The organism is Pseudomonas neuropathica (assembly GCF_051174785.1).
GTDB lineage: Bacteria > Pseudomonadota > Gammaproteobacteria > Pseudomonadales > Pseudomonadaceae > Aquipseudomonas > Aquipseudomonas neuropathica_A.
The window spans coordinates 4,232,515-4,245,993 of record NZ_CP195111.1 but is presented as its reverse complement, the minus strand read 5'-3'; the positions used below and the strand labels follow the sequence as shown (position 1 = coordinate 4,245,993).

Annotated in this window: 11 protein-coding genes; 2 read left to right on the top strand and 9 right to left on the bottom strand. The window is 59.1% G+C overall.

What is annotated here, in order from left to right:
• Positions 1–11: 11 nt before the first annotated feature.
• Together ACRRSD_RS19115 and ACRRSD_RS19110 are read right to left on the bottom strand one after the other, a co-directional pair.
• Positions 12–1,604 carry a glycerol-3-phosphate dehydrogenase/oxidase gene (locus tag ACRRSD_RS19115; protein WP_435034708.1) on the bottom strand — a complete coding sequence of 531 codons (1,593 nt, stop codon included), beginning with the start codon at positions 1,602–1,604 and terminating at the stop codon, positions 12–14.
• 5 nt (positions 1,605–1,609) lie between these two features.
• Entirely contained in the window at positions 1,610–3,205 is a 1,596-nt protein-coding gene (locus tag ACRRSD_RS19110; RefSeq protein ID WP_435034706.1) for an FAD-binding oxidoreductase, read from the bottom strand.
• Positions 3,206–3,415: 210 nt separating this feature from the next.
• Between ACRRSD_RS19110 and gliR the strand changes: the two genes are divergently transcribed.
• Entirely contained in the window at positions 3,416–4,432 is a 1,017-nt protein-coding gene (gene gliR, locus ACRRSD_RS19105) for an AraC family transcriptional regulator GliR (RefSeq protein ID WP_435034704.1), read from the top strand.
• A 517-nt stretch (positions 4,433–4,949) separates the two neighbouring features.
• Positions 4,950–5,315 carry a DUF6124 family protein gene (locus tag ACRRSD_RS19100; RefSeq protein ID WP_194933470.1) on the top strand — a complete coding sequence of 122 codons (366 nt, stop codon included), beginning with the start codon at positions 4,950–4,952 and terminating at the stop codon, positions 5,313–5,315.
• 365 nt (positions 5,316–5,680) lie between these two features.
• Here ACRRSD_RS19100 and ACRRSD_RS19095 read toward each other — a convergent pair whose 3' ends face one another.
• The 7 genes from ACRRSD_RS19095 to ACRRSD_RS19065 form a co-directional block, all read right to left on the bottom strand.
• Entirely contained in the window at positions 5,681–6,049 is a 369-nt protein-coding gene (locus ACRRSD_RS19095; RefSeq protein ID WP_435034701.1) for a glyoxalase superfamily protein, read from the bottom strand.
• A gap of 198 nt (positions 6,050–6,247) precedes the next feature.
• A complete protein-coding gene (locus ACRRSD_RS19090) occupies positions 6,248–7,705 on the bottom strand; it encodes an N-acyl-D-amino-acid deacylase family protein (RefSeq protein WP_435034699.1) in 1,458 nt (485 codons plus the stop codon).
• Between the two features lie 26 nt (positions 7,706–7,731).
• Complete coding sequence (locus tag ACRRSD_RS19085; RefSeq protein ID WP_435034697.1) at positions 7,732–8,370, bottom strand: YdcF family protein; 639 nt, start codon at positions 8,368–8,370, stop codon at positions 7,732–7,734.
• Positions 8,367–9,077, bottom strand: a complete 711-nt coding sequence (locus ACRRSD_RS19080) for an HAD family hydrolase (protein ID WP_435034695.1) — start codon at positions 9,075–9,077, stop codon at positions 8,367–8,369. The genes ACRRSD_RS19085 and ACRRSD_RS19080 overlap by 4 nt, the downstream gene beginning before the upstream one ends.
• Positions 9,043–10,218: an MFS transporter gene (locus ACRRSD_RS19075; RefSeq protein WP_435034694.1), complete on the bottom strand. Its 1,176-nt coding sequence runs from the start codon at positions 10,216–10,218 to the stop codon at positions 9,043–9,045. Before ACRRSD_RS19075 ends, ACRRSD_RS19080 begins: the two co-directional genes overlap by 35 nt.
• A gap of 64 nt (positions 10,219–10,282) precedes the next feature.
• Positions 10,283–12,004, bottom strand: a complete 1,722-nt coding sequence (locus tag ACRRSD_RS19070) for a carbamoyltransferase family protein (RefSeq protein ID WP_435034693.1) — start codon at positions 12,002–12,004, stop codon at positions 10,283–10,285.
• A gap of 837 nt (positions 12,005–12,841) precedes the next feature.
• On the bottom strand, positions 12,842–13,459 hold the full coding sequence (locus tag ACRRSD_RS19065; RefSeq protein ID WP_435034692.1) for a Fic/DOC family protein: 618 nt from the start codon (positions 13,457–13,459) through the stop codon (positions 12,842–12,844).
• Positions 13,460–13,479: the final 20 nt, after the last annotated feature.

The window sequence follows — 13,479 nt, the reverse complement described above, 5'->3', positions numbered from 1 at the left end:
TTCAAGGGGCATCAAGGCGTGGCATCTGGCAAACCGTGATGGCGTTGCCACAACGCCCGATAACGCTGAATTTCTTGCTGCCAGTGTTCGTCGCTCCAGGTCAGTCGTGGCTGGCAGAGTTGGCGAATGGCGGCGAAATAGTCTTCGCCACCGCGCGGTAGCAGCAGACCGAGACGCGTGCGGCGCAGGAGCAGATCGTCGAGGTGCAAGATCATTTCCGCTTCGCAGGCGTAGGCAAGTTCTGCCCACAAAGTGTCCGTGGGGCCGACCGTGGCGTGGCCGATTTCTTTGATCAGTTGCGCCAGCCTTGGCAGGTTTCGGCCATGCCGTCCTGCCAGACGTCGCCACTGTTGGCTGCTCAACTCAGGAATCGCCTGCACAGGAACAGCGGCGAACACGGGGGCGGCGTCATCGACGAAGGGACGTTCGAGCATGTCTGCGCAGGCCTTGAGCACTTCGATGGCTTGCGGGCGAAACGTGGTCAGTTTGCCGCCGGCCAGGGTCACGCAACCGGGCTCCTGCCACAGCACATGTTCACGGGTTTCGTTCGACGGTTTGTCTTGATGCGCACCTGCGCTGCCCACCACCGGACGCACGCCCGACCAGGTCGACAACACATCCGCCGCGCTCACTTCGGCGCCGGGAAACTGTTGCGTGCAGGCCGCCAGCAAATAGTCGAGTTCTTCAACGCTGATGCTCGCGCTCTGATCCAGATCGTCGCGATGGTCGAGGTCTGTAGTGCCGACCACCGTCGCGCCCTCCCACGGAAAAACAAACACCGGCCGCCGATCACGCTGATGCAGGAAAGTGAACGCCTGCGCCACCGGCAGACGCCAACCCGGCAGCAATAAATGACTGCCGCGCAACGGTCGCAATTGCCGTGGCGCCTCTGACGGTCGCAAGCGTTCAGCCCAGGCGCCGGTAGCCACCGCGAGCACGCCGCAGCGCAATTGCATTGACGTGCCGGCCTCGCAATCCTCGACCTGAACGCCGCACACTCGGCTGTTTTCTCGCAGCAAATGCTCGACGCGAACGCCGTTAACCACGACAGCGCCATCGGCCCGCGCTTCGCTCAACACCCGCATCACCAGTCGCGCGTCATCGGTCAGCGCGTCGACAAAACAGGTGCCGCCGAGCAAGTCGTTTTCCTTCACCCCCGGCGCCAGATAACGCAGTTGTTGCGCATCATGAAAGCGATGGCTGCGCCGTCCCGCCAAGGCGTCGTACACGCTCAGCAAACCACCCAACACCCGAGGCCCGGGAAAGCCGCCGCGATAGTGCGGCATCATGAAACTCATCGGCTCGACCAGTCCCGGCGCTTCGTCGAGCAAGCGCTGACGTTCGCGCACCGAATCACGGGTCAGGCGCCACTGGCCCTTGGCGATGTAACGCAAACCGCCATGGACCATTTTCGATGATCGGCTGGAGGTGCCCCAAGCGAAATCACGTTGCTCAAGCAGCAGGCAGCGCCAGCCTCGACGTGCGGCTTCACGCAGGATTCCGGCGCCGCTGATTCCGCCGCCGATGACGATCAGATCCCAGGTTTCTTCCACCAGTGTTGGCAAAATCTGCTGGCGCCACGCGGCGTTCCAGTCCTGACTCATCGCCGTCACTCCGGCAGCAGCGTGCCGGGGTTGAGGCGCCCGGCCGGATCGAAGTGTTTGCTCAGCGCCTGCAACGCATCCGTCGCCAATGCGCCCTTCTCCCGTAACAGGTACGGCGCGTGATCTTTGCCGACGCCGTGCTGGTGACTGATGGTGCCGTGGTTGTCGACGATGGTCTGGCTGGCCGCGTGTTTGAGCGCTTTCCAGCGTGCCAGCGTCGCCGGGTAATCCGCCGCCGGGCGAAACACGTAAGTGGTGTAGATGCTCGAACCTTCGCCGTAGACGTGGGACAAGTGGGTGAACACATGCACACGCTCGCCCTCGGCGGCCAAAGCGTCGCGCAGGCTGTTTTCGACGAGGTTGAGCAGGTTGTCGACATTGCTCCAGTCGGTAGCGGTTTCGAGGGTGTCGACCACGTAACCGGCGTTCCACAGGTTCTCGCGCAGATAGGGGAAACGGAAGCGGTTCTGCGCCCATTTCTTGCCGAGCAAAGTGCCGGTGAACACGCCGCCGAAGGCCTTCAGATGCTGCCGCGCCTGGGTCAGCGACAATGCGTTTTGTCGGCGATTACCGGTCACGCCGAACGTCAGCAGGCATTTACCCGCGCCCGCCCCGCGCAGATTCAGATACTTTTCCAGCCAGGCGATTTGTTGCGGATGACCGGCGAGTGCCAGTTGCGTTTCAGTTTCCACGGCGTTGGACAGGCGCAGCATCGACAGTGGTACGCGCGCCTGGGCCAATTGGCGAATGGCTCTGAGTGCCTGCGGCCAATCGGGTAGAAATACACCGTAGAAACGCTCATCGGCAGGCAATGCGCTGACCCGCACCTTGACCTCGGAAATGATCCCGAAACGGCCCTCGCAACCGAGCACAACTTCGCGCAGATCAGGGCCCGCCGCTGAAGCCGGGAAAGTTGGGATTTCCAAAGGCCCGGCAAAGGTTTCCAAGGTTCCGCCCGCAAACAATTGCTCGATCCGGCCATAGCGCAACGACTGCTGACCGCTCGAACGGCTGGCCACCCAACCGCCCAGCGTCGACAACTCCCACGACTGCGGGAAATGCCCCAGCGTGTAGCCCCGCGCACGCAACTGACTTTCCACCTGCGGGCCACTCGCACCGGGGCCGAACGTCGCCAGCAGGCTTTGTTCGTCGAGATCGATCAGGCGATTCATCCGCGCCATCGATACTGTCACCACTGGCCGCGCCGAATCCGGCGGATTGATGTGCCCGGCCACCGATGTGCCGCCGCCATACGGGATCAGGCACAAGTCCTGTTCATGGGCGAGCGCCAGCAACTGGCGAATATGTTCAGCCGTTTCGGGAAACGCCACCGCATCGGGATAATTGCCCAGTGCACCTTCGCGCAATGCCAGCCAGTCCGGCAGGCTCTGGCCCCGCGCATGCAGCAAGCGGTCATGGGCATCGACGCTGTATAAGGCGTTTGCTTGCAACCGCGACGTTGGCACGCGGGCCAATGCCTCTTCAAGCGTGGCATCGGGCAGCGCTCGCCCCTCGCCCAGTCGTTCATGAAGAAACTCCGCGCCCTGGGCCGGCAGTTCGACCACCGTACTTGCCTCTCCCCAGCCGTTCCAGCGTCGCATGCGTGTGCCCTTCTTGCCGTCAGATCAGTGAACTTTCAGGCCTCCATACTAGCCAGCGGCCGCAAAGTGTCACGGTCGCATCCGGCCAGTTCGTGTAGCCAATTGAGTCAAACGTCGCGCAAGCGTCAGCCATTTACTTTAGTCGGGGTTTCAAATTACCTTTCAGGCTATTCGTCCGCCTCCGCCGCCGTTGATCAAAGGAATGGGATCATGCAATCGCTCGGCTTCACCTCGGTTCCGCCGCTGCTCAAGTACCTGCGCCATGCCGAACAACTGGGCATGGCCATCGAGCCGGCGTTGGCCGCAGCGGGTTTGCAGGCGCAGCAGTTGAGCGACAACACCCTGCGTTTGCCCGGTGAGGCGCATGAACGGCTGCTGGATTATTTCTGCGAGCATTCGGGGGATCCGTTGTTCGGGCTTAACGCGGCGAATTTCGTTCTGCCCAATTCGTGGAGCGTGCTCGGTTACATCACCATGAACTGCGCGACGCTGGGCGATGCGATGAGCCGGATCATGCCGTTCGAAAAACTGGTCGGCGACATGGGCGTCAGTCGCGCCGAGGTGCAGGACGGTCATGTGCATCTGATCTGGACCTGCCGTTATCAGCGCCCGCGAATTCGTCGGCATCTGGTGGAAAACGTGCTGGGATCGTGGCTGCACTATGCGCGCTGGATCGCCGATACGCAGATGTCGCCGGCCGGGGTCTGGCTCGAACATACATGCCCGGTCGAGGCTACGCCGGCGCAGTACGAGGCGTTTTTCGGTTGCCCGGTGTTGTTCGATCAGCCTTATTCGGCGCTGGTCGTGCCGCTGGCGTATTTGCAGTTGCCGCTGCGTCAGGCCGATGCGCAGTTGCTGCGAACTTTGGAAGAACATGCGTTGGGGCTGATGGCGACGCTGGAGGATGCGTCGCTGGAACAGCAGGTGAAGAACATCCTGCGGCAGTTGCTCAAGGAGGGTTTGCCGCGCAAGGAGCAGGTCGCCGAACAGCTCGCCGTTTCAGTGCGGACGTTGCAGCGGCAGTTGCATCAGGCGGGGACGTCGTATCAGCAGATTCTCGATGATTTGCGTCAGGAGCTGGCTGAGCATTATTTGCTCAACAGCACACTGCCGATTCAGGACATTGCGCAGTATCTGGGGTTTACCGAACCGAGGTCGTTTCACCGCACGTTCAAGAGTCGGCGGGGGATGCCGCCGGGGGAGTTTCGGCAGATGCATCGCGGGTGATTATTCGGGCCTCTTCGCGAGCAAGCTCGCTTCCACAGTTGATCTCGGCTGCTCACCAATTCGATGTTCACTGCAGATCCATTGTGGGAGCGAGCTTGCTCGCGAATGCGCCAGTTGCAGCAACCGATTCCTACAGGTAAATCTTCGATACTTGAGCGCAATAAACATCCTGCACCACAGGTGTTTAAAGACACTCAGCGTTACGCGAAACAGCCCACAAATCCTTGCGCCGTAACCTACGCCTAAGCCAGAATCCGCCGGCTTGTACGCCCGGAGCATGCTGCGTAACTTGATTGCGTCACTGATTTCCAGTGATCGGGTTTAGTAGCCCGGTGGTAACTCTGCTGGTCGTACATTCATCACAGGTACTCGCGTATCTGAGCTTGATGGTGGCTGTACGCAGGGCGCTTCGGCGCGCCGGCTTTTAGCTGAGTTCCCCGGTCTACTAACCTGCGTACAGCTGCCACCCCTTCGTTTAGTAGCCAAAGGGTGGCCGCTCAACAAAGGGAACACAGCTATGTTCAAGATAACGCCAAATCCGCCGGTCACCGACCCGGCATCCCCCTACGAATCCGCCGATTCAAAGAAATTCCACGAAGCCGCCGAGCGCGCGCTCGACCACTATCTCGGTCCGACGAACGCCGACCTCATGGCCACGCCCTACTCCCCTAACACGCTGTACATGGCCAACCCCGAAGCCAACACCGAATCCCTGCTGGCCGACGCCAGCGAAACCCTCGGTTCGGCGACGGTCATGCTCAACAACCATGCCGCGCAGGTTGAAGGCACACACCGCAAGACACTGCAGGGTATTGCGCAAGTGGTGATGGTGGCGGAAATGGCCGTCAATCGCGTGTTGGACAGGTTAGTGCCGACCGAGTAACGAAAAAGCCCGCGACCCCAACTGTGATGGTCAGGTGGCGGGCTTCTTTTTGCGGTGTGCCATTTTCCCTCACCCCAGCCCTCTCCCGGAGGGAGAGGGGGCCGACCGAGGTGTCTGGCGCTATACATCGACCTGAATGACCGAGTCGATTATGGATTCGACCGAGCAGGTTCAGGTCGGTGTATCTCTCAAGCAACCCCGGATCGGTCCCCTCTCCCTCTGGGAGAGGGCTAGGGTGAGGGCCGTGAATCTATAATCGATGCAGATCTTTCAGGTCGGTGCATAGCGCCAGACACCTCGGTCAGTCCCCTCTCCCTCTGGGCGGTCCGACGTTTCGGGAGGGCTAGGGTGAGGGGCTTTTCGCTTCAGAGGCTGATCGCGTTGGTAAACACCAGCCGATTACCAAACGGATCAACGATCGTCATGTCCTGACTCCCCCAAGGCATCGCCTGAATACCCGGGTGCGAAAACTTGTAATCCTTGGCCACCAACTGCTGCTGAAACGCCTCCAGCTCATCGGTCTCGATACGCAGCGCCGAACCCGGCGTCGCATCGCCATGGTGCTCGGACAAATGCAAGACACACTCGCCACGCGACACCTGCAGATACAACGGAAAATTCGCCTCGAAGCGATGCTGCCAGTCGATCTTGAAACCGAGGAAGTCGACGTAAAACTCGACAGCTTTGGCTTCATCGAAGATCCGCAGGATCGGGGTGGTTTTGCCGAAGCTCATGGGGTGCTCCCTGACTGATTGGCCCCACAGTGTAGACGGGGTGGATGTCAGCAATTCGGCCTGTTGATGGCTTTCTTTAATCTCAGAGTGCCACTATGAGGCGTAAATCAAAAGATCGCAGCCTTCGGCAGCTCCTACAGGGATATGCGTTCCACTGTAGGAGCTGCCGAAGGCTGCGATCTTTTGGCGCCATCAGAATCAATGAAACCCTTGGCGCAAATCACCTTCGCGTGCCAGAAAACGCCCTTCTCTCCTACCCTTCGCCTGTCCATCGCGGTAACTCAACACGCCATTGATCCAAACCCCATCAATCCCCTGCGCCGGCCGTTGCGGATCATTGAAATCCGCCACATCACGTACCGTCGCCGGATCGAACAACACCAGATCCGCCCAATAGCCTTCACGAATTTCGCCGCGCTCCTTCAACCCAAACCGCGCCGCCGACAAACCGGTCATCTTGTGCACCGCGGTGTGCAATGGAAACAGCCCGACATCACGACTGAAATGGCCCAACACCCGTGGGAACGCGCCCCACAGTCGCGGATGCGGGAACGGATCTTCCGGCAGTCCGTCAGAACCGACCATCGATAACGGATGCGCGAGGATTCTTCGTACATCCGCCTCGTCCATGCCGTAGTACACCGCGCCGGCCGGTTGCAGGCGTTTGGCGGCATCAAGCAACGGCATGCTCCATTCGGCGGCGATATCGATCAGGTCGCGGCCGCTGACTTCCGGGTGCGGCGTCGACCAGGTGATGGTGATGCGATGCGCATCGGTGACTTGCTTCAGATCCAGCGTCGATGAACTCGCCGCATACGGGTAGCAATCGCAGCCGACCGGGTGAGTTTTGGCGGCTTCTTCCAACGACGCGAGCAATTGCGGACTGCGCCCCCAATTACCGACGCCAGCGCATTTGAGATGAGAAATGATCACCGGCGATTTCGCATGTCGACCGATCTGGAACGCTTCATCCATCGCTTCCAGCACCGGGGCGAATTCGCTGCGTAAATGCGTGGTGTACACCGCACCGAACGCCGTGAGTTCTTCAGTCAGTTGCATCACTTCATCGGTGGAGGCGCTGAAGGCGCTGGCGTACGCCAGACCTGTGGATAACCCCAACGCGCCCGCCTCCAGACTCTCACGCAGTTGCTTGCGCATCGCCACAATTTCTTCCGGCGTGGCGCTGCGGAACAGGTCATCCAGATGGTTGCTGCGCAGCGCGGTGTGACCGACCAGTGCAGCCACGTTTAAAGTGATGTTGGCCGCTTCGACCGCCGCACGGTAATCGCTGAAGCGTGGATAAACGAATGCCGCCGCGCTGCCGAGCAGGTTCATCGGATCCGGCGGATTGCCCTTCAGACTGACCGGCGAGGCGCTGATCCCGCAGTTGCCGACAATCACCGTGGTCACGCCCTGGCTGAGTTTTGGCAGCATCTCGGGCTGACGAATCACCACGGTGTCGTCGTGGGTGTGCACATCGATAAATCCCGGTGCCAGCACCCGCCCCGCCGCATCGATTTCTTCTGTTGCATGAGCATCCTGCAAGTCGCCGATACGCTCGATGCGACCCTTACGGATTGCCACATCGGCGGGGTAGCCGGCCACATTGCTGCCATCAATGACGAGCGCATTGCGGATCAGCGTGTCGTACTGCATGTCAGTCTCCAGGCGGCAGACTGGTATCAACGTCTGCCCTTGATCAAATGGTGATCGAAGCCTTGTTCTATCAGGTATCGCCACGCCGCCTCAACCGCTTCGGGAATCAACTGCGGGGCCTGAAAACCCAGCGAAGGGTAAACCATGATCCGGTGCACATCGCCGACCATTTCGTCGATCACTCCCAAGACCCCGATCAGATTGCTGATCTCGTCAGGAAAACTGAACGACGGCGCGTCCACCCAAGCTTCAACTTCGGGCCATTGAACGGGCAAGGTCAATGCCACGCGGCGGATCGAATTCGGTTTGGTCAGAAAGGTCGCTCGACGCACGTCGGGAAACAGCGCCTTGGCAAACGCAATGTTTTCGGCAAAGTTGGTGGCGCGCGATTCCAGGGTGAATTGATCCGGCCTGACGCCCAGCGCCTTGGCCCGTTGGGCAAAAATATCGGCTTCGCTGCGATCCCACAAATGCTTCGTCCAGTTGCCGGTATGGCCAGTGAACAGCAGATGCTCGGCAACGCCTTTGCTCAGCAATTGGCAGGCGTAATCGCAGACTCTGAGGTCGTAGGAGCCGCAGACCACGATCAGTTCACAGCGGTTGTGCGTGCGCCCGGCGCCAAGGAATTCCCAAAGAACGCGGGCGTGTTGCAGGGTCTGGGTCATGGCCGGGCGAACCTCTGCGCAACGGGTGCACTGATGCGCAGGCCGCCCTCGCTGTAAGCGTGTGGCCCCTGCTCTGTCCGGGAAACCGCGAGCGCGGTGAAATCGGCATACGCACACAGCGCACCGTGAGCGGTCAGGGTTGGATCGTCGCCAATGCCGATACACAAGGCGCCGCTGCTGATCGCCGACTGCACACCGCTGACTGAGTCCTCAAAGACCAGACATTCATCGCTCTGACGCGCCAATTGAGCCGCTGCCAGGCGATAGGGATCGGGGGCCGGTTTGCCACTGCGTACGTCGTCTCGGCAAATGATGCTGTCAAAGACCGACGTCAGCTTGTGTTGCTGCAGAACATGCTCGACGCGTGCCCGCCAACTGCTGGTGACCAGCGCCAGGGGCACCGCGCAATCCTTGAGCAGCGTGATAAACGCCGCGACGCCGGGCACCAGCGAACAATCGGAAAGCTCCTCAAGGGTATCGACCTGTTGCTTGATCGCCACCCGCTCCTGCTCGTCAAACTGTCCGAACAAGGCTTGTAACGTGTAGCCGCCCGGGCGCCCGTGAATGTGCTCGTGGATAAATGCCTGATCGACTTCGATACCGTATTGGCGCGCGACCGTGGTCCAGGCCGCTTCAATGACCTCGCGAGACTGGATCAGCACGCCGTCCATATCAAAGCAGACGGCGGTAAAGGTTCGTGGTGTCATGAGTTGAACTTCGCATTTTCAAATGAGCGAGAAATGCCAGCACTGTGCCCACCAGGGCAAACAGCGCCATCACGTAATAGGACCACTGCGGGTGAGTTTCGTACAAATACCCGGCGAAGGGTGTCGCCAGCCCCATGGGCAAGGCCACCGCCAGGGAGTAATAAACCCCTTGAGTAAAGACCTGAATATCCTGCGGCGCGTGATCGCGAATAAAGCGCATGATCGCCGCGTGATACGCGGCAAAACTCAACGCGTGCAGACACTGCCCGAGCACGATCACTGGTAGCGCATCGCTATTGGAAAACAGCGCCCAGCGCGCCGCGGCACAGAGGCTGGAAAACATCACAATGGACAACGGTGAGCACCACGACAGGACTTTGTTGGACAGGGCGAAATAGCTGATTTCGGCAATGACCGCCACCGACCAGAACATCCCGATGGCCGAAGAAGAGTAGCCCTTCACGCCCCAGCCGATCGACGCGGTAGAGAAATACAGGGTGTGACTCAGTTGAATGAAACTGGCCGCGGCAATCGCGATCAACAGGCTTTTTTGCGCCAGCAACGCCTTCCAGTCCGGGCGTTTGATTGCGCGCCTGAGCGGCTCCGCTTGCGTGCGCGAGACCTGGCGTTTCAAGCGCAGACACGCGATTGCGGTAAACAACATGCACGCGGCAACCACCATCGGCACCCATGACTGGCTGTACTGGGCAAACAGAAAACCACCCAGGGTCGAGGTCAGAATAAACGCAGAAGATCCCACCGCCCGCACCCAGCCATAGTTCTGCAGCGCCTGTTTATCGCGCTTGAGCAGATAGGCCTCGGACAAGGGCAACACCACCATCCACAGCCCGCCAAACAGAATGCTCAGCCCGACAAACAGCCACAAATGCACCGGCACGAAATAAAACAGCGCGGTGCACAACGCCGCCGAGAATCCGAGAAATGCCGCCAGACGCAGTTGGTCGACGCGCCAGTCGGCCACGTAAGTGATAAACACCCCGGTGAATACCTGGGGCCAGTAAGCCGCTGCAATCAGCAGGCCGATCTGACTGGCGCTCAAGCCCAGTGAATCAAGCCAGGTTGGCCAGAACGGATAGATGATCCCTTCTGCCGCAAAGAATCCGAAGAAGATTAGATACATTCGACATCCATACGCTCGATACGCCAAAACAGGGCTCCAGCGGAGCCCTGCCCACATCACTTCATTACTCGAAGCGTGTTTGGGTGAAGCTGTTTTTGCCCTTGCGCCAGACGATCAGCGACTCGCTCATGACCACCAGATCGACCATGCCCTCTTTCAAGGCATCCAGAGCATCCTGAGAAGAACACACGATGGGCTCTTCGTGACGGTTGAACGAGGTGTTGATCAACGCCGCCTGACCGGTCCTGGCGTGCCAGGCATTCAGCAGACGGTGCATGAACGGGTCGGCTTGCGGGCGAATGATCTGCGGCCGTGCGGTGCCATCGATGTGCACCACCGCCGGGCTCGCCTCGATGAACGCCGGGTGACAATCGTAGGTCATGGTCATGGTGTCTGCCGCCACTTGCTCCTCGTTCCAACCGACGTAACAGGCGGCGGCCTGTTCAATCGCGGTGACCGGCCCGAAGGGCATGAATTCGGTGCGGTGCATGCGTTTGTTGAGCCAGTCGTTAACCTCGGCATCCTGGGCGTGATAGACGATGCTGCGATTGCACAGCGAGCGCGGGCCGAATTCCATCTTGCCTTTGAACATGCCCAGCACCTGATTTTCCAGCAGCGCCTCGGTGAGCACCTCGATGAGGTTGGCAGGCGTGTGGTAACCCAGTTCCGGGTAGTCGCGATGGATCAGATTGATGTTCTGCGAAACGCTGCGCGACTCCGGCCCGAGCGCCATTGACGGGGCCTTGAAGCGAGTACCGTTTTGCAGATAAGCGGCGCCGACCGCCGCCGCCAATGCCAGGCCTCCATCGCCCATGCACGGCAACACGTAGACATTCTTGACGTTGGCTATCTCGCGCAGGCGCTGATTGAGCTTCACGTTGCCAAACACGCCGCCGGCCAGACACAGATTGCTACTGCCGCGTTGTTCCAGATGATGGGTGACCACCGCGACCAGCAAGTCTTCGCTATGCCGTTGTACGGCGGCCGCGATGTCCTCGGGGGTTTCCTCAGCGAACAGCGCTTGCAGCGGATCGCTGTAGTTGTTGTAGGACGGCAGGAACAGATCGCCGCAATACGCCTTGATGCGCCCGTCCTCGAAACGGATCATCTGCTGCATCACTCCCAGCAGTTTTTGCGGGTCGCCGAATGCTGCGAGCCCGGTGACCTTGCCTTCATGGCGGTTCGGCTTGTAACCGAGCAAATGGGTAATCCGCCCGTAGAAATAGCCCAGGCTGTCGATGCTGGTCTCGCGTTGCAATACGCTGGTTTCAGTCGGGCTGTACCAGGTCACGGTCAGGGACTGGAAGTCGCCGCGCCCGTCACAGGTCAACGTCAGCGCCTCATCGAACGGCGAACAGACGTAGGCACCGAGGGCATGACATTCATGGTGATCGATGTAGTACGCCTTGCCCAGCAAACCATTGGCCGCGATGAACTCATCAAATTCGGCGCGTTTCTCTTTATCGTTCCGGACCTCATCGGTGACTCGCTGGCGGAATTGCGTCAGGCCTTGAGGGTTAGTCCTGACCTCCTCAACGATGCGATCAAAATACAATTCAAGATGCTTATCGGCACTGAATCCGGCGTTCCATCCATAGGCGACATAGTCGACATCTTCCAAAGACAAACCCGCCTGGCTCAAGACGAATTCAATGGACTGCGCGGGCCAGATCTTGTGGTCCTTGATACGGGTGAAGCGCTCCTCGCTGACCGCTGAAAGAATCAGGCCGTCGCGCACCAGGCAAGCTCCCGATAAATCGTTGTTGGTAACACCCAAAATGATCATAACTATTCCTTGTTTTTGCCAATTTCAGTGATGACGTTACCCACGCCCTGAACACGCGAAGCGCAGGCGGGACTGTTTGAAGGAGGTGCGGCAGCCATGGCCGACAGCCATTAACCGCGAGAAGGCGAAGTGAATCTGTCCGCCCGGGATACACCTTTACGAAAAGGCATCAGTAGCGTGCTGTCATCGCAAAATCCTTTTGCATAAAAACTCCACAAGCATTGAGCTGCAGAACCGGCTTCATGCCGTTGCAGCCAGTTGATTTGGCTATCCAGAGGGCGCCGCGACGGGCGCCGAGCTGTTTAGCCGGAAGACAGCCTAATAGGAAATTTCCGGCTAAAACGGTTCAGGTTGACCTGAAAATTAAATGCGCTCTGCCGTGCCATGGTTTTCCGGGCCAGCCGAGGACGTGAGAAAAACTGTGGGAGCGAGCGTGCTGGCGAAGCGGTTTTTTCATTCAACATGCGCGTTGAATGGTTGGCCGCTATCGCTGGCAAGCCAGCTCCCACAGGTTTCGGGGTGATCACTCGGAAGGGGTGAACTCAAACCATTTCGTTACGAATCCATTCAACCACCGACGTGCGCTTCGGTGCGAAGTCTTAGGTGATGTTTTTCAAGTCCAGTCAAGCGCTATACTCGCCTGACAACTTCCGTAGAGTCCCTGCCATGACCTCCGCGCGTCGCACCCGAAAAAAACTGACAACCGATACGTTGATCCGCGCAATCGCCAGCTCTACCGCCATCGAGACCGGGCAGAGTGTCGAGACGATTGAGCGCAAACTCAAAGTCAGATCCAGCAAATTTCAGCACCTTTCTCTGGCCAGGTAGCGTCGTACCTCAAGTCCACAATGCCTGCCGGACCCAATACTCCATGGGTTCGTAGTTGCCGTTCAGCCCTTGGTTGATGGCTGCAAAATAAGCCTCTTTGTTTCGTTCCCAACTACTGTAGTCCAGCGGCACGTAGCCCGCCTGCACGGCCATGACATCCGCCAGTAATCGCGACAAGCGTCCGTTACCCTCGCGAAAGGGATGAATAAGGATGAACTCGACGTGCGTTACAGCAATGGCGCGAATCAGGTTCTCGTCCAGATCGGCCCGACATGGCGTGTATTTGGCGAGACAGTCCCTTTCAAATCCGTCGAGCAACCGAGGAATTTGCGGCGCAGCAGCGAAGAAAAATCCATCCTTGCCCAAATTTACCGCACGGACATCGCCCGCCCATGGATAGATGTTCCCGAGCCAGTGTCGATGCCAATCCTTCAGATCCTGAACAGTGATTGACCGATCAGGCAAATGCTCGATGAGCACAGATTGGTAGAGCTTTTCCAACAAAACCAGCTCTGCATCATCCATGTCTTCGGGTTCGATAATTCCCAGCTTATTGCTCAGCACTTGCTCATGCGAGCCGGGCTGAAAGCTGCTTTGCGCCCCTTCTCCGTCATAACGGTTAATCATCCTTGTACCTGCTGAACTGG

Coding starts and splice junctions, on each gene's coding strand:
- ACRRSD_RS19115 (WP_435034708.1), bottom strand. CDS start 1,604: ATGAGTCAGGACTGGAACGCCGCGTGGCGCCAGCAGATTTTGCCAACA.
- ACRRSD_RS19070 (WP_435034693.1), bottom strand. CDS start 12,004: ATGATCATTTTGGGTGTTACCAACAACGATTTATCGGGAGCTTGCCTG.
- ACRRSD_RS19080 (WP_435034695.1), bottom strand. CDS start 9,077: ATGACACCACGAACCTTTACCGCCGTCTGCTTTGATATGGACGGCGTG.
- ACRRSD_RS19065 (WP_435034692.1), bottom strand. CDS start 13,459: ATGATTAACCGTTATGACGGAGAAGGGGCGCAAAGCAGCTTTCAGCCC.
- ACRRSD_RS19085 (WP_435034697.1), bottom strand. CDS start 8,370: ATGACCCAGACCCTGCAACACGCCCGCGTTCTTTGGGAATTCCTTGGC.
- ACRRSD_RS19090 (WP_435034699.1), bottom strand. CDS start 7,705: ATGCAGTACGACACGCTGATCCGCAATGCGCTCGTCATTGATGGCAGC.
- ACRRSD_RS19100 (WP_194933470.1), top strand. CDS start 4,950: ATGTTCAAGATAACGCCAAATCCGCCGGTCACCGACCCGGCATCCCCC.
- ACRRSD_RS19095 (WP_435034701.1), bottom strand. CDS start 6,049: ATGAGCTTCGGCAAAACCACCCCGATCCTGCGGATCTTCGATGAAGCC.
- ACRRSD_RS19110 (WP_435034706.1), bottom strand. CDS start 3,205: ATGCGACGCTGGAACGGCTGGGGAGAGGCAAGTACGGTGGTCGAACTG.
- gliR (WP_435034704.1), top strand. CDS start 3,416: ATGCAATCGCTCGGCTTCACCTCGGTTCCGCCGCTGCTCAAGTACCTG.
- ACRRSD_RS19075 (WP_435034694.1), bottom strand. CDS start 10,218: ATGTATCTAATCTTCTTCGGATTCTTTGCGGCAGAAGGGATCATCTAT.